At 46.0% G+C, this 15,537-nt stretch carries 18 protein-coding genes and 1 tRNA gene; 5 read left to right on the forward strand and 14 right to left on the reverse strand.

The genetic code is table 11. The annotated features are described in order from the left end of the window. Nucleotides 1–410 precede the first annotated feature (410 nt). Nucleotides 411–2,252 carry an APC family permease gene (locus BLR06_RS04500; RefSeq protein WP_092068855.1) on the forward strand — a complete coding sequence of 614 codons (1,842 nt, stop codon included), beginning with the start codon at nt 411–413 and terminating at the stop codon, nt 2,250–2,252. A gap of 77 nt (nt 2,253–2,329) precedes the next feature. Here the strand turns inward: BLR06_RS04500 and BLR06_RS04505 are convergent, their stop codons facing one another. Both BLR06_RS04505 and BLR06_RS04510 read right to left on the reverse strand, forming a co-directional pair. Further along, complete coding sequence (locus BLR06_RS04505; RefSeq protein ID WP_245698015.1) at nt 2,330–3,337, reverse strand: metal ABC transporter solute-binding protein, Zn/Mn family; 1,008 nt, start codon at nt 3,335–3,337, stop codon at nt 2,330–2,332. Between the two features lie 30 nt (nt 3,338–3,367). Then, nucleotides 3,368–3,790, reverse strand: coding sequence for a Fur family transcriptional regulator (locus BLR06_RS04510; RefSeq protein WP_092068858.1), 423 nt, complete (start codon nt 3,788–3,790; stop codon nt 3,368–3,370). Nucleotides 3,791–4,032: 242 nt separating this feature from the next. On the opposite strand from BLR06_RS04510, the gene BLR06_RS04515 reads away from it, so the two are divergent. Continuing rightward, nucleotides 4,033–5,373, forward strand: coding sequence for a hemolysin family protein (locus BLR06_RS04515; RefSeq protein ID WP_245698016.1), 1,341 nt, complete (start codon nt 4,033–4,035; stop codon nt 5,371–5,373). A 221-nt stretch (nt 5,374–5,594) separates the two neighbouring features. Further along, on the forward strand, nt 5,595–5,963 hold the full coding sequence (locus tag BLR06_RS04520) for an ArsR/SmtB family transcription factor (protein ID WP_092068861.1): 369 nt from the start codon (nt 5,595–5,597) through the stop codon (nt 5,961–5,963). Between the two features lie 142 nt (nt 5,964–6,105). Here the strand turns inward: BLR06_RS04520 and BLR06_RS04525 are convergent, their stop codons facing one another. The 3 genes from BLR06_RS04525 to BLR06_RS04535 all read right to left on the reverse strand — a co-directional run bounded on the left by BLR06_RS04525 (nt 6,106) and on the right by BLR06_RS04535 (nt 9,258). Continuing rightward, nucleotides 6,106–6,930: an alpha/beta hydrolase gene (locus BLR06_RS04525; RefSeq protein ID WP_245698041.1), complete on the reverse strand. Its 825-nt coding sequence runs from the start codon at nt 6,928–6,930 to the stop codon at nt 6,106–6,108. A gap of 203 nt (nt 6,931–7,133) precedes the next feature. Next, the gene (gene recA / locus BLR06_RS04530) at nt 7,134–8,207 is read right to left on the reverse strand and encodes a recombinase RecA (RefSeq protein WP_092068867.1); all 1,074 of its coding nucleotides are present in this window, start codon (nt 8,205–8,207) and stop codon (nt 7,134–7,136) included. Nucleotides 8,208–8,373: 166 nt separating this feature from the next. Further along, entirely contained in the window at nt 8,374–9,258 is an 885-nt protein-coding gene (locus tag BLR06_RS04535) for a DMT family transporter (RefSeq protein ID WP_092068870.1), read from the reverse strand. Between the two features lie 198 nt (nt 9,259–9,456). Between BLR06_RS04535 and BLR06_RS04540 the strand changes: the two genes are divergently transcribed. Further along, nucleotides 9,457–10,332, forward strand: a complete 876-nt coding sequence (locus tag BLR06_RS04540; protein WP_217636825.1) for a LysR family transcriptional regulator — start codon at nt 9,457–9,459, stop codon at nt 10,330–10,332. Nucleotides 10,333–10,400: 68 nt separating this feature from the next. Here BLR06_RS04540 and BLR06_RS04545 read toward each other — a convergent pair whose 3' ends face one another. From BLR06_RS04545 to BLR06_RS04550, 4 genes are read right to left on the reverse strand one after another with little or no spacing between them, the layout of a single operon-like run. Then, nucleotides 10,401–10,631: a hypothetical protein gene (locus BLR06_RS04545; RefSeq protein ID WP_092068873.1), complete on the reverse strand. Its 231-nt coding sequence runs from the start codon at nt 10,629–10,631 to the stop codon at nt 10,401–10,403. Beyond that, nucleotides 10,624–10,860: a DinB/UmuC family translesion DNA polymerase gene (locus BLR06_RS20300; RefSeq protein ID WP_340148013.1), complete on the reverse strand. Its 237-nt coding sequence runs from the start codon at nt 10,858–10,860 to the stop codon at nt 10,624–10,626. The genes BLR06_RS04545 and BLR06_RS20300 overlap by 8 nt, the downstream gene beginning before the upstream one ends. After that, nucleotides 10,802–11,071: a DNA polymerase Y subunit UmuC family protein gene (locus BLR06_RS19915; RefSeq protein WP_245698017.1), complete on the reverse strand. Its 270-nt coding sequence runs from the start codon at nt 11,069–11,071 to the stop codon at nt 10,802–10,804. The genes BLR06_RS20300 and BLR06_RS19915 overlap by 59 nt, the downstream gene beginning before the upstream one ends. 6 nt (nt 11,072–11,077) lie before the next feature. Then, nucleotides 11,078–11,650, reverse strand: coding sequence for a DNA polymerase Y family protein (locus BLR06_RS04550; protein ID WP_245698018.1), 573 nt, complete (start codon nt 11,648–11,650; stop codon nt 11,078–11,080). Between the two features lie 211 nt (nt 11,651–11,861). Between BLR06_RS04550 and BLR06_RS04555 the strand changes: the two genes are divergently transcribed. After that, complete coding sequence (locus tag BLR06_RS04555) at nt 11,862–12,383, forward strand: hypothetical protein (protein ID WP_092068875.1); 522 nt, start codon at nt 11,862–11,864, stop codon at nt 12,381–12,383. Between the two features lie 104 nt (nt 12,384–12,487). Here BLR06_RS04555 and BLR06_RS04560 read toward each other — a convergent pair whose 3' ends face one another. From BLR06_RS04560 to BLR06_RS04580, 5 genes are all read right to left on the reverse strand, one after another. Beyond that, nucleotides 12,488–12,814: a DMT family transporter gene (locus BLR06_RS04560; protein WP_092068878.1), complete on the reverse strand. Its 327-nt coding sequence runs from the start codon at nt 12,812–12,814 to the stop codon at nt 12,488–12,490. Between the two features lie 283 nt (nt 12,815–13,097). Continuing rightward, nucleotides 13,098–13,676 (reverse strand): hypothetical protein, encoded by a 579-nt coding sequence (locus BLR06_RS04565; RefSeq protein WP_092068881.1) that lies wholly within the window; start codon nt 13,674–13,676, stop codon nt 13,098–13,100. Nucleotides 13,677–14,188: 512 nt separating this feature from the next. Next, a complete protein-coding gene (locus BLR06_RS04570; RefSeq protein WP_092068884.1) occupies nt 14,189–14,398 on the reverse strand; it encodes a hypothetical protein in 210 nt (69 codons plus the stop codon). A gap of 378 nt (nt 14,399–14,776) precedes the next feature. Next, nucleotides 14,777–15,052, reverse strand: a complete 276-nt coding sequence (locus BLR06_RS04575; protein WP_092068886.1) for a type 2 periplasmic-binding domain-containing protein — start codon at nt 15,050–15,052, stop codon at nt 14,777–14,779. Between the two features lie 243 nt (nt 15,053–15,295). After that, a tRNA-Leu gene (locus BLR06_RS04580) sits at nt 15,296–15,380 on the reverse strand. Nucleotides 15,381–15,537: the final 157 nt, after the last annotated feature.

Consider the following 15,537-nt stretch of genomic DNA (forward strand, 5'->3'; position numbering starts at 1 on the left):
ACTTTCCCCAGGCGCCAGCTAACTGGCGCTTTTTTCTATCCAGACGGATAGTTGTAAGGTTGAAGCTCTGGTTCAGATACAAAACAACCGGCTGGAATAAACGCTGAAAAATCGAGAAAAATAGGCTAAAGCTCTAAAAAAACAACGAGCCAAGCCTTTAGGCCGTCTTAACAAACGTCTATACATAGCCAGACTGCGGCATGACCGCAAACGACGCTTTCCTTCTCCTGCCGTTAGTGTATAATTGGGCTACAGAGTCATACAAATTGATCATGCAGCCGTCGTCGCCCCCGTCTGCCGCCCTTTGTCCGCAAATCCAAAAAGCTTAAAGACCATTCTTAGGTCTTTTTTGTTTTTCATTGACGGCATCGTTTTGGATATTGACTACATTGTTAGGAGGTCTAAATTTTATGATGCGATTGTTAAGGCGGTTGCTAATTGGCCGGCCGTTGCACAATCAGGAAATTGCTCACGAAAAAATGCCAAAATGGAAAGCTCTGTCCATTTTTTCATCAGATGCACTTTCTTCAGTCGCTTACGGTCCTGAGCAAATCATGCTGATTCTGGCGGTTCCCGGCCTAATGGCCTATGGTTTTCTTGGTCCGGTAGCAATAGCCATATTGCTGCTGCTGGCGATTGTCACTTTTTCCTATGTGCAGGTGACCCGAGTTACGCCCGGCGGCGGCGGATCGTACGCGGTAGCCAGGGCAAATTTGGGTGAGCTGCCGGCGCTTACAGCGGCGGCGGCTTTGTTTGCCGACTACACGCTGACTGTGGCAGTCAGCGTCTGTGCAGGCACTGCCGCAATTGTTTCGGCATTTCCCGACCTCGCCGGTTACGAGGTTACCATAGATTTAATCGTTTTATTTGCCATATTGATGCTCCTTAACTTGCGGGGAATGCGCGAATCGGCGACTGCATTTGTGTATCCGACCTACGCCTTTATTATTGGCATTGCCCTGTTAATTCTGACAGGCTTTTATCAAGCGTTAACCACACCGCTGCCGGCAATCCCGCAGGAATCGCTTTCACCGCACTGGGATTGGGCAATAACCCTTTTGGTCTTGCGGGCTTTTGCCAGTGGCTGCAGTTCCATGACCGGACTGGAGGCAATATCCAACGGAGTATCGATGTTTAAGAAACCGTCAATCCAGAATGCCGTAGTCACAACCTACTGGATGTCTGCAATTTTAGGATTGATGTTCATCAGCATTTCTTTTTTTATTCTGCATTTTCATATATTACCGTTGGGAGAAGTTACCGCCTTATCGCAAATTGCCGAACTCATCTTTGGCCGAAACTGGGCTTACTATTATATTCAGGTTACGACCATGCTGATCCTATATCTGGCGGCCAATACGGCTTTTAACGGCTTGCCGCCGCTACTGTCAATCTTGGCAAGAGATGGTTATATGCCGCGTTATTTAGGCTTTAGAGGCGAGCGCCTTAATTTTTCCAATGGCATCATTTTGCTGAGTATGATCGCCGGCTTGCTAATCATCCTGTATCAGGGCGATACTGAACATCTCATTTCGCTGTATGCTGTAGGCGTTTTCATTTCTTTTACCATTGCGCAGTCCGGGATGGTTGTACACTGGCGCAGGGAGAAAACTCCGGGCTGGCTGCCCCGGGCAATATTAAATACCATTGGCGCAACGGTTACCGGCATCGTGGTACTCATGATCGCCGTCACCAAATTTGCTTACGGAGCCTGGATGATTTTGATCTTTATCCCTGTAATGATCATGGCGTTTAAAAAAATCCGCAGCCATTATAATGATATGGCCGAACAGCTTCATTTACCGCTGGAAGAACTGCCTCCGGCAAATTCAGCGAATGTAGCAGGCAAGAATATTGTTATCATTCCAATCTCCACACCAACCGCAGTTGTCGCTCAAACTTTAAAATATGCCAAATCCATCGGCAATACTGTTGTGGCCCTGCATATCGCCACAGATGAAGAAGCAGGTCAAAAAGTACGGACAAAGTGGCTGCGCTGGAACCCGGGGATTGAGCTTGTTACCGTCTACTCGCCCTATCGCCTGGTCATTCAGCCGCTCATTGACTATATTGATGAAATTGCCGCAAAAAAAGATCCGGAAGACTTTATCACTGTACTCATTCCTGAGTTTGAAACCAAACAATGGTGGCATCGCCTGCTGCATAACCAGACAGGCTGGATTTTACGTACTTTGCTGATCTTAAGAAAAAACGTCATTGTAACAACAATTCCGTTTCACCTGAAACGGTAGGATAATGGCTGATAAGATAATAGGTCTGTGAATAACGTATTTCTAAGTTATTCACAGACCTATTATTTCATACTACCCTAATCATTTAATGCTTTCTTTAAATTCTCAAGGTTTTCTTTCATTATACTTAAATAATTTTTCCCTTGCTTTACCTCTTCGGCAGTCAAACTCTCGATTGGATTTAAAACCAGTAACCCGGCTCCGGTTTCTTTGGCAATCGTTTCTGATACTCTGGGACTAACCAGAGTTTCGAAAAATATGTATTTGACATTATGTTCACGGCAAAACTTAATAATTTCAGCCATTTTATCAGGCGTTGGCTCACTGTCAGGCGATAAGCCCATGACGGCTAACTGATGCAAGTCATAACGCTCAGCCAGATAACCAAATGCGGCATGGCTTGTTATGATATCCCTGCGGGCAACGGTACTTAGCGCCGACTTATAATCCTGATCCAGCTGGGCCAGTTCGCTGTTAAACCGCTCGGCATTTGCCAGATAATAATCGCTGTTGGACGGATCTGCAGCTGCTAAAGCTGCAGCAATCGTTTTTACCTCCTGCTGTGCGCTGACCGGATCAAGCCAGGTATGCATATCAACATGAACATGGCCATGTTCATGACCATGTTCATGACCATGTTCATTTTCTTTGCCTTCATGCTCGTGCTCATGCTCCTCGTGCTCATGCTCCTCGTGCTCATGCTCCCCTTCCCTGTCGGCTAATAATGCAATGCCCTTGCTCACCTCCACCGCTTTGGCGGATCCCAGCACTTCCGGCGCTAACAGCTTATCAATCGGTTCCAGCCCGGCGCCATGATAAAAAAACACCTTTGCGGTTTTAATCTGAGCAATTTCCTTCGCTGTCGGCTCCCAGTCATGAGGTTCCGTCCCTGGATTTACCAGCATGACCGCCTCGACTTTGTCACCGCCAACCTGACGCACAAAATCATAAACCGGATAAACGGTAGCTACAACCTTCATTTTTTCACTAACTGCGCTGGTTTCGTTGACTTTGCCGCACCCGGCGACAAACACAACCAAACTCAGCACCAGCAGATAAACAGACACTCTTTTTCCTAATCGCACGTTGGCGCCTCCTTAACCTTCTTAATGTTTCTAACCGGCACTGGCGCACTCCCGGCAATAGCCGTAAAACTCCAGAGAATGCGAAGTTATTTTAAAACCACCGGCTTCAGCTTTAGCCAAATCCCCATGGCTGACCGGACAAAAATCCAGACACTGCGTCGTCCCGCAGCTTACGCAAATCAAGTGATGATGATGATCTGTTTCCACAATTTCAAAAACATTGCCTTCTCTGCCCTTGGTATGAATCTCGCTGACGATTCCTAACTCAACTAATAAGCTTAAATTGCGATAAATTGTATCAAAACTAACATCAGGGGTAATTGTACGCACATAATCCCAAATCCGTTGAGCTGTGGGAAACTTGCCGCACTTAGCTAACGCGGTAATAACCGCCCGGCGCTGCGGCGTAATCTTAAATCCTTTATCACGCAAAACCCTAATCAGCTGCTCCATAGCCAGATAACACCTTTCTTATTTAGTAATATTCCCATTTAAATTTTAACTTATATGAATCCTCATTTGCAATAGCAGTTCGCTATTTATTGTAAAAAAACATGATAATAAAGCTGAATATCTTCATTTTATGCTTAATTAGCTAAAATGCCAGACCAAAAACTTTGGTGAACTTATTTCATATGATATAATTATTTTAAATAATTAAACTTCTGCCTGTGCAGTTTGCAAAAGCAAGGAGAGTGAACACGTATTTGGACACACCTTCGGTAGGTCTGGAAATTACCATAATACTAATGTTGATCTTGGCGAATGGAGTTTTCGCCATGACTGAAATGGCCATAGTATCTTCACGTAAAGCACGATTGGAAAAACAGGCTGATTCCGGCGATACCGGCGCCAGGATTGCTTTAGAGTTAGCGGCGGAGCCAACGCCTCTTTTATCGACTATTCAGATTGGAATTACCTTGATCGGTATTCTTACCGGCGCCTTTGGCGGAGCTACTTTGTCCAAAAGCCTGGCTCCACAGCTGCAGTCAATTCCGGTTATCGGCAGTTACAGTGAGGCTGTTGCCTTATTTATTGTTATCTCTAGCATTACCTATCTTTCCCTTATTCTGGGTGAATTGGTGCCGAAGAGACTGGCGCTGAATAACCCCGAGCCAATTGCGGCATTACTGGCCCGCCCCATGCGTACCTTTGCCAGATTGGCCTCACCGCTCGTCAAATTCTTAAGTTCTTCCACCAAGTTTACCCTTAGGACTCTCGGGGTCAAACCTTCGCAGGAACCGCCGGTAACTGAAGACGAAATCAGAATTCTGATTGAACAGGGTACTGAAGCCGGAACCTTCGAGAAAACCGAGCAGGACATGGTAGAAAAAATCTTTCGCTTAGGCGATCAGCGTGCCTATTCTATTATGACACCCCGTACGCAAATGGTCTGGCTGGACTTGGAAGAACCCTTTGAGCTTAATTTACAGATCATTAAGGACAGCTCCCACACCCGCTTTCCTGCAGCCAAAGGTAATCTCGATGATTTTTCAGGCATAATCTATATCAAGGATCTCTTATCTGCAAACCTCAATGCCAGCCTTGATATTGAATCCCTGGTTCGTACTCCCATGTTTATCCCGAAATCGATGAAAGCATTCAAAATTCTTGAGACCTTTAAGCAAACCGGTACGCACGAAGCCGTGGTACTCGACGAGTTCGGCGGAGTAATCGGTTTTATCACCCTCCATGATATTCTGTCGGAAATCGTAGGCGACATCTCCCCTGATACTGAATTAGAGGATGTTCAAATCATTCAGCGCGATGACGGGTCCTGGCTTGTTGACGGCTTATTGCCAGTTGAGGACTTTAAGGAAGTTTTCGACATTGATGAGCTGCCGGATGAAGCCCGCGATCATTATCAGACAGTCGGGGGCTTTGTCACTTCATATCTTGGTTATATTCCCGCAGCGTCCGAAAGCTTTGAGTGGAATGATCTGCGCTTTGAAATAATGGACATGGACCGGGTGCGGGTAGATAAAATTCTGGTTACCAGGCTTGCTGCAGAAGCTGAAACGGAAACCAGAATTTAAAATCCTCTGCAGACGTCCGGTAAAACTCCGGCTATTCCCTAACGGACTGCCGGCTGATAACAGACCGGCCCCGGGCGACAGTTCCCCTTTCCGTTCTTTCATCTTGGCCAGACTGGCAGCAACAGTAATTGCCGCTAAACTGCCGTAAATTGTTATGAGCGAAAAACACCTTGACTTTTGAGATAAATTATATATTATGTATCTTATTAGAGGTGATCATTATGCGCGGTCCTGAATGCCTGGAGGATCTTTGCGAACAGTTTTGTGAGCATCCGAACATCATCTGTATCGCCAGAAACGAAGCGATTCCTGACAGTGAGGCCCAGCAAATTGCTGAAATTTTCAAGCTGCTTGGGGATACAACCAGAGTAAAAATTTTACAAATCCTATCAAAACGGGAGTTATGCGTCTGCGATATTGCCGCGGTTGTCGATATGGGACAATCGGCGGTATCGCATCAGCTCCGCTTGCTGCGCAGTGCGCGCCTGGTCAAATATCGCCGCGAAGGAAAACTGGCCTGGTATTCTTTAGACGACGAACATGTCGGTTCACTGCTTGCTCAAAGCATTGAACATATTAAGCACGACTAGTATTGACGTTCACAGGCCATCCTTAGGCCTCAGCAGGATGAATGAGCTGAATAGCCGCGAATAAGCAAAAAGCTTTCAGTATTTTTCCTGAAAGCTTTTTGCTTATTCGCGAAATAAGAAAGTACAACCGGTGCACGGCAGTTCAGAGGGTTCTTTTCAAAAACCGCTCCGCCAAGTCGGGCCAGACCTCTGCCGGCAAACCGCGGGACAAGGCAGCGGCGTGGGGGCCGTGGTCGAAGATATGCAGTTCAAAGGGTACGCCGGCTCTTTCCAATGCGTCAGCCATCACCACCGAATTTTGAACAGGCACCCTGTCGTCGTCGGCCGTATGCCAGATGAAGGTAGGCGGCGCACTGTCCGTCACGTGCCGGGCAGGACTGCGTAAAGCCAGCTGCTCAGGGGAAGGCTCACTTGTCCCGAATATGGCCTGATAAACCATCAGAATTGCCTCTCCCGCCTGCTGGCTGCGCAAAATACCAAAGTCCGTCACCGGATAGCAAAGAACCGCTGCCGAAGGTCGCAGCTGTTCCGGCGGAACGCCCAAAACCGCCAGTTCCGGTCCATTCCAGCCGGTTATATAGCTGGCCGCCAGATGCCCGCCGGCGGAAAAACCGCAGAGGGCTACTTTTCCCCCATCTACGCCCCAGCCCTCCGCCCGCTCCCTGATGGCCAGCACAGCGCGGCCTAAATCTAGCAACGGTCCGGGAAAATGGACGTTTTTATTCACCGGCTCCCCTCGGGCCGGCGCAAAGCCTTCATACATAGTGGAGTATTTCAATACAAAGGCTGCAAAGCCCCGTTCCGCAAAAAACCGGGCTACCGGCTCGCCCTCACCGGGTGCGCATGCAATATACGCCCCGCCGGGGAGCACAATCATTGCCGGAAGATCCGCCGCGCCCTGAGGAATATAGGCTGTCAGCGTAACGCCCGGCCTGTCCGGAAAGATGTTTATTTGTTCTATCTTCATCCGTCCCACAATATTTCCCCCTTCAACTTACTTTTATTTAATTTTATCTTGATAATATAAAAAATCATATCATATTTTGGACTAAGAATATAATAATTTGGAAATTTATCGTCACTTTTTAAACAACATAAAAAGTTAGTATACAAGTAAAATAGCCTGCAAACCCCTCCGGAGTAATTGCAAGCTATTGGATATAGTATTTTTTATTCTGCCGCTTCAGCCGCCGCGGCTTCCGGCGCGATTGGCAGAGCAGCCTTGCCGCTCATCAGCTTCGCCCTAATCTCAGCTTCTACCTTCCCGGCAATATCAGGATTATTTCTTAGCGTCTCTTTTGCATTTTCCCGGCCCTGCCCCAATCGGTCTGCGCCGTATGAATACCAGGCGCCGCTCTTATCAATAATATCAAGCTCAGTGCCGGTATCAACCAGGATCCCTTCATGGGATGCTCCCTGGCCGTACATAATATCAAATTCAACTTGCCGAAAAGGCGGCGCCACCTTATTCTTCACAACTTTAATCCTGGTCCGGTTGCCAACAATTTCATTGCCCTGTTTAATAGTATCAATTTTCCGTACGTCCAGCCGCACCGATGCATAGAACTTCAAAGCCCGTCCGCCGGTAGTCGTCTCCGGGCTGCCAAACATAACACCAACTTTTTCCCTAAGCTGATTAATAAATACAGCCGTTGCCCGTGATTTGCTGATAATGCCGGCAAGTTTTCTCATTGCCTGAGACATTAACCTTGCCTGCAGGCCAACATGAGAATCCCCCATTTCGCCCTCAATCTCTGCTTTTGGCACCAGAGCGGCAACCGAATCCACAACAATAATATCTATAGCGCCGCTGCGCACCAAAGCATCCGCTATTTCCAAAGCCTGCTCCCCATTGTCAGGCTGAGAAATCAAGAGGTTGTCAATATCAACGCCCAGCGCTTTCGCGTAGACCGGATCAAGGGCATGCTCAGCATCAATGAAGGCAGCAAGACCGCCGGCTTTCTGCGCCTGAGCGATCATGTGCAGGGCAACCGTGGTTTTCCCGGAAGATTCCGGGCCATAAATTTCAATGACCCTGCCGCGGGGAATGCCGCCGACGCCTAATGCCACATCAAGCGATAATACGCCAGTTGGAATAACCTCGACATTCATTTTTGCGGCCGCTTCACCTAGTTTCATAATTGAGCCTTTGCCATGATCCTTCTCGATTTGCCTGATCGCGTTCTCTAACGCAGTCTCTTTTCCCTGTTTCTCCGCAGCGATAACGCCTTTATCTGATGCCATTACGCAATCCCTCCAACGAACATTTATTCGATTATTTATTCCTATCGTATCACGAACATTTGTTTGTGTAAAGAAAAAAATAAAAACCGGCCAAAACTATTTGAATTAGCGCCATAAAATAAAGCACCGCCGGACAGGCCGGTGCGGTTGTACTGTGTCATGGAAGCTAGTCAGCCGCCCCGGTCTTCAAAACATCTTTGTTATCTTTTTCCTTAATGCCGGAGATCAATACACCGCACAAAACAAGCATAGCCCCAACATAACCTTGCAATTGCAGCATTTCCTGCAAAAAAACAAAGCCGAACAAAGCCGAACAAACCGGTTCTAAAGCAAACAGTATGCCGGCCCTTTCCGGCGTCGTGAATTTCTGGGCAATAGGCTGCACAACAAAGCCATACGCACTGCACACAAGGGCCAGCCCCAATACGGCAATCCACTCTGTTGTATTAGATGGCAACGCCGGTATTTCAAAAATACATGAAAAAATCACTCCATATAGGGCGGCAAATCCCAGCTGAAAAATTCCCAGCTGCAATCCACTGATTTCTTGAACCAGGGAACTTGTAAGGATAATATGGACTGCATATAAAAACGCGCCGAGAACGCATAAAATTGAACCGTTTTCCATTACAAACGAAGCTTTGATTGTTAAAAGCCCTATTCCTATAAGGATGATTAAAACGCTTCCGGCAATCGGCAGTGTAGGTCTTTTCCGGGTAATTAGGGATTGCAAAATCGGTACAAAAATAACAGTTACACTTGTTAGAAAGCCGGCAGATGAAACTGTTGTTGTTTTCAGCCCATACATAAGCACAGTGAAAATGCCAAATAAAATCAGCCCCAGCACTGCGCTATAACCAATGATCTTTACGTCGGCTTTGATTACCCGCCGGAAAAAGATGCTAAAGGTTACAAGAAACGCAATGCCGAATCGCAACGCGATTAAAGAAAAAGGCCCAATTCCATTGAGTCCAAGTTTCATCAGCAAATAGGAAGTCCCCCAGGCGATAGAAACAGTGGCAATGAGTAAATCAGCTTTTCTTTGCGTCATGCCGTTTCTCCATTTTGCAGACCAAAGCTGCATTCTTTTATCTTCAATGACCTTTTTCCTCCCGCCCTTATCAGGCTTATCTATATAAACGGCGACTCTTGCATTTTGCCTGAAATTAGTATACTATGAGGACAATAATTATAAAAACTCAGCTTTTTCATTGTTTACATGAAATTTCTTAATATAGGACTGATCCGGGTGGCTATTCAAAAATATCAAGCCTTTCTAAAAACAGTGGAATATGGGAGCCTTACGAAAGCGGCGCAGGAGCTTGGCTATACGCAATCCGCCGTCAGCCATATGCTCAATGCTCTGGAAAACGAGTGGGGCGTTACTTTGCTTACCCGTGACCGCTCCGGCGTAAGTATTACATCCGATGGTTTACAGCTTTTACCGCTGGTGCGAAACATTTGCAATGCAAACCGGGAGCTTATCACCAAAATCGGCGAACTACACGGCCTGGAATCCGGTATCATTAGAATCGGCACATTTACCAGCGTATCTGTGCATTGGCTTCCCAATATGATAAAAACCTTCCAGAACGAATACCCCAAAATTGATTTTGAGCTCCTGCACGGTGATTACACCGAAATTGAAAACTGGATTATGGAAGGCCGGACAGACTGCGGCTTTCTTCGCCTGCCCGCGAAAGCGAAATTGGAGAGCATTTTTTTGGAACAGGACCGCCTCATGGTGATATTGCCGGAGCAGCACCCGCTTGTCACCTGCGCGCGCTTCCCGGTCAGCAAGCTATCGGACGAGCCGTTTATTCTGTTAGAAGTAGGTTCGGAAAACGAAATAACGGGGATTTTCGAGGCGAATGGCATACGCCCTAATGTACGCTTTACGGCAAGAGACGACTACGCTATTATTTCAATGGTCGAGAGCGGATTAGGTATCAGCATATTGCCTGAGCTAGTACTTCACCGCACACCTTATAAAATTGTCCAGAAAGAATTAGACGCCCCTGCTTACCGTAAGCTGGGAATCGTATTGAAAAATACCCGCCAGGCATCTCCTGCCGTCAAACGGTTTTTAGATTATCTGCATCATAGAAAGACCTTACTTTCATAGAAAGACATTACTTTAAAGTAAAACGGGCAGAGAACGCAAAATCTCTACCGTTTTTTTAGCATTTTGGTTCATTCTATAAACCACTTGCCCTCTTCCTCAAATAAATACACCTGTCTGCCATGAATCCGGCAAGTATTCCTTATCCCGCACCCGCCTGCTTTTAATGCTGCGGCCTGGCGCACATCCATAACACGGTCTACCGAATAATATACGCGCCCGTCCCTCCAGCGGATACTGAGCGGCTTTGTTGTGCCGTCCGGATTATGTTGCGCGGTTACTGCGATATATTGTTTAGCCATAAGACACCTCGCTATTTAAAATAGGAAACCGGATGAATGGCATGATCCTCTTTCGATTGAGGCCCGTCAGTTTTCTATCGGTAAGCATTGAACACCTTTGCACACAATAATGCCCAAAACGGCTGCGAATATCATCGATACTTTTCACGCTGATTGCGACAGTCGTACATTTAAGCCCGTGAGAGCGAAGCCGGGCCGCAACACTCTCGGCCAGTACATAGATGATCAACTTCCTCTAGGTTCTGCAAATCCCTTGGTGTAGTAGTGCTATTGCCAATGGATTGAGCGATGCTTTCTTCTCCCAATCGCTTAACGGCCGTAATATCCGAGCCATTGGCGAAATGCCACAGTGTTTCTCCCCAGGCCCCCAGCAGCAGTTGCAGGCAGTCCGGCTCACGCTTCGCCAGATCGCCAATGGTAAATATAGCCCGGTTCTGCAATTTGCTCTATGTTGACCGGCCAACATAGAGCAATTGGCCAACAGGCAGCGGCCAAACGACTTCCCGGAAATTATCTTCGGCAATCACGGTTGTTGCATCCGGCTTTCTCATATCGCTGCCCAGTTTGGCGAATATTTTATTGAACGAAACTCCGACAGAGCCGGTTAACCCAAGCTCTGTTTTAAAGCGCCGGCGTATTTCACCGGCAATTGACCGGCCGCTTCCGTACCGCCACACAGAGCCACTAACATCCAGCCAGGCCTCATCCACACCGAACTCCTCTATCAAATCGGTGTAGTCGGCAAATATTTCACGGGCCAGCCTGGAAAAGCGAAGATATTGCCGGAAGTTTGCCGGCACCGTTATTAAACCGGGACATTTTTGTTTCGCCTGCCAGATAACATCCCCGGTTTTAATGCCATAGGCTTTGGCCGGATAGTTCTTGGCGAGTACAATACCATGCCGCGCCTCGGCATCGCCGCAGACAATGACCGGCTTATCGCGCAGTTCCGGCCGATAGAGGCACTCGACACTGGCATAGAAATTGTTAAGGTCTACATGCAGGATTGTGCGTTTCATATTTACCACCATTAGAACATATGTTTGTAATTGCGATTTTAGAACATTTGTTCTAAAATGTAAAGCGGTAATAAAAGGAAATCAGTCTGCCAGATTGACAGACTGATTTTTTGCTGTTCTTTATTGAAGTTCTACCGCCATTGCCGTATTTCACATAATTACCAGAAAAAAAGCAATACTTATAGTAGAACTTAGCGGGAGATGATATACATTGAGCAATCAAACAATATTGTGGGCAAGTGTTATACTACCTTGGGTATCTGTCTTTTTTCTAAAAAAAGAGGATCTTAAACGCTACATGCCGGTTGCATTATTAGGAAGCCTTATTACTACATTTCTCACGGAAGTCGGCATATCTTTGGGCTGGTGGGTAGTTTATGAAAATATATTTCCGTTAATCAATATCCCAGTTATCTCATATAGTGGCTATTTAGTAGGTATTATCTGGATTTTCAAGTTCACTTACAGAAACTTTCTAAAATACCTCGCTACTAATCTAATCATAGATTCAGTATTGTCTGTTTTTATACTAAGGTGGTTCTCTCGGCGTGGTATTCTCGATATTCATATATCCGACCTGCAAATTCTGCTTTTATCTACCATAATTGCTTTTTTCCTGTATGCTTATCAACTGTGGCAGGAAAGCGATATGGCAATAAAATGCGCACCTGATTTACAGCCTGCGGCCAGTAAGCACTTGGACGAAAAAGATAAAACAGGCAACCCCTCCTGAAACAGGGATTTCGCCCAGTCGCTTCCTGTAGCATGTCCTCTCGCGGTGGTACGGGCTTATGCCGGAATTGCTGAAATTGGAAACGAACAGAACATCCGGCCGTTTTAATGTGCAGCACCTTTTAAATTAAGCAGTATTACGCCAATTATAATCAATACTATGCCAGCAAAAGTATAAATATTAATAGGCTCCTTCCAAAGGAATATGGCTACCGCTGCAGTCAATGCCGTGCCTACGCCTGACCAAATAGCGTAGGCTATGCTCAAGGGTATTTGGGTCAAGGCCCTTGAAAGCATATAGAACGAAGTACTCATGACCATAACGAATAGAGTCGCGGGGACAAGCTTTGTAAAGCCCGCAGAAGCTTTCAACATTGATGTTGCAAAGATTTCACAAACAATAGCTATCGCTAATAACGCATATCCATTCATTTTTGCTTCCTCCAAATGTTAAGGAAATAGAAAGCCAACGCCAATTGCAGGTTGGCCTTGCCTCTAATGTCAACAGCCTGCCCATCTTCATAATAATTTGAACGGCGCTGGTTAGACGGCCATCAAAACATTGGATTGTCCCCGGCAAACAGGGTTTCATCGCAGTTGCCTGTCATATGTTTTGATAATAACATATGACATCATCAATGCAAACAATTATTTATAGCGAGCGGGGCGCCCCGCAGACACCCTCAGGGGATAGACGCAAAGCCGCAAATACATTCTACCTTGTCAATAAATATCCGCCAACGGCAGTACCAACGATCCATATCACCCGCTCTTTCTTTCGAGCGGATTTTTCTTTATCCAGCTCCTTCTTATACACTACAGCCTGCTTTTCCAGTTCCTGATTCGCAATGAGCTGCGCCTGCGCATTGGCCAGCTCGGTAACATCAATCCGGGCCGTAGTGGTCGAGGTTAGACGCAGTTCACCATTCTCGCCTAATTTTAACGCTGGCTGGCCGGTCACATTTGGCACTTCGACCTCCTGTCCATTCACAACAGCAATCACCTTACCCTCCCGCTCCACAAATGACAGCACCGCTCCCGGTTGTGAAGGAGCCTGGACGGCAACCTCCCGGATTGTTTCGGTATTGGTGTAAATGACCTGCGGCGGCAGGGTGACAGTCTGCACTTGTGAAGCTGACGCCTGATTGGCCTGCTCAATAATGTGCTGCTTCCACTGCTGGTATTCTTGCTTGCCCCAAAACAATAGAACTAGTACTAAGACCAGCCCCAAAATGTATTTCCAATTGGTTTTGACAAAGGTCAGCACATCTTGTTTAAGATTGCCTGCCTCCATGTGTAACACGCTCCTTTAATTCAGCCTGCTTGGCGTCATTGAAATTAGCCTGCTCGCTGAGAAGCCGGTAATTCTATAATCCGCGCCTGCTCACCAGCAGAAATAAGTCTGTACTTCAGCCTGGGTAATGCCCGTTTCGGCGACAAAACGGATCCACCCCGATTACCCTTCATTCACTTTCCCTCTATACTCCATTTTATGATCGCTCAAAGTATCAGGATACGCGCCAGCCAAATATCTTTAATTCGCCAGCGTTTTTCGGCTCTATGCCGCAGCCTCTGCAATATATCCCCGTAGCTGTTACAGTTATAAGCGACTGCATCAGCCCAGATAAAATACCTGCCATATTTGAGCAGCAAAAAGACTCTGCATAACGCAGAGCCTCATATTTACCGAGTTGGTTCGGAAGAATCGCTCAAAAATCCATCGCCAGACTTTGCCCTTTGATGTTACTGTATCCTATTAATTCAAGGAGCGCCGTCTGGCGAGATTCATTTATTTGTATAATACTTTTAGTGCGGTATAAAATGTAATAGTAGTTTTGCCGCCAATATGATTGCTATTATTTTAAGTCCTAAGTTAAACAATGACATAGCTTTAACTATTCGCCAAAAATCATCCTGCAATACAAAGATCAAGCTGTTTTTTGCAGTAATGTAGTCTGATATAATAACGAATGCTAAAAAAAATAAAGCTCCTAAATAGATATGCCATTTTTTCAATATTCGCCCTCCTCTTCTATCCCCCTTCTAAAAAGTATTATTTTCTACAAATTATACCAAATTCCTTCATATTTTTAAAAAAATCATCTTATATAATCAGGAAGCTTTCTTGTCATAAAAAACCGCTCACAAAGAGCGGTGCGCCATGATCCGGCTTTTCCTCATTTTTTCGAGATTCCTGTTCCTCCTCAAAGCAAACGCCTTTAACAAAACTTGCCCGCCATTTCCCGCAGTGACAGCTTCCCGCAGTTCCGGCGCCTAAAGGACGCCGGTTTTTTCTTTAAGCCATCCGGCACTGATTACTTTACCGAATCCCTAAAGGGATTCGGTAATTCTTTCGTCATTATTTTATCCGCCATCTGATCCTCTGTATGTGTCTTATTTTTTCTGCTCCGCTATTTTTTCAGCAATGCCGGATTCTTTGACTACTTTCGTAAGCATTCTAGTATCAACAAGCCAATTTTCAAAAAATTCTTCATGCCCTAAATAGTTGACTTCCATGCCGGACTTGTGCATAGTCTTTATGTACGCAGAATCGTTTACTGTTTTTTCCAGGCCGTCTAGTAATTTAGCTTTTATTTCCGGCGGCATTCCTTTGTAAGCGGCAATGCCATAAAAGAAACTGGATAGCACAATTGATTTTCTCATTTTCACAGCAAATCTCCCCTTAATTCGTTTTTATACCTGATTATATAAAAACCATTGTCATATTTTGTCAGAGAAAAAAATTAAACCGGCCAGCGTACATCGCTAACCGGATTTATGAAATCATAACGCGCTGAAAAATAAAAACAGCACGGAAGATCTCTGTGCTGTAATTGACAATTTTGTAAATAAAGTCACTGTTTATCCCACCGAAGTAGTAATTCAGTTCAAAATAAACTTTTGCGATATGGTTGGTGCGGGAGAAGGGACTTGAACCCCCACGAGTTGCCCCGCCAGATCCTAAGTCTGGTGCGTCTGCCAATTCCGCCACTCCCGCATTTCGTCGTCCAGGCTATCCGCCGCCCGACCTGTATTATGATAACATAATACATAGTCTTTGTCTAGTATTTTCTCTAGTGCCTTGGCAAGGTTAGATGTTAGTTTTAGACAACGTAGATTTTTTCGACCTGCGAGGTGAAGACAGAAACCCTTGT

The organism is Dendrosporobacter quercicolus, from assembly GCF_900104455.1.
GTDB classification, from domain to species: domain Bacteria; phylum Bacillota; class Negativicutes; order DSM-1736; family Dendrosporobacteraceae; genus Dendrosporobacter; species Dendrosporobacter quercicolus.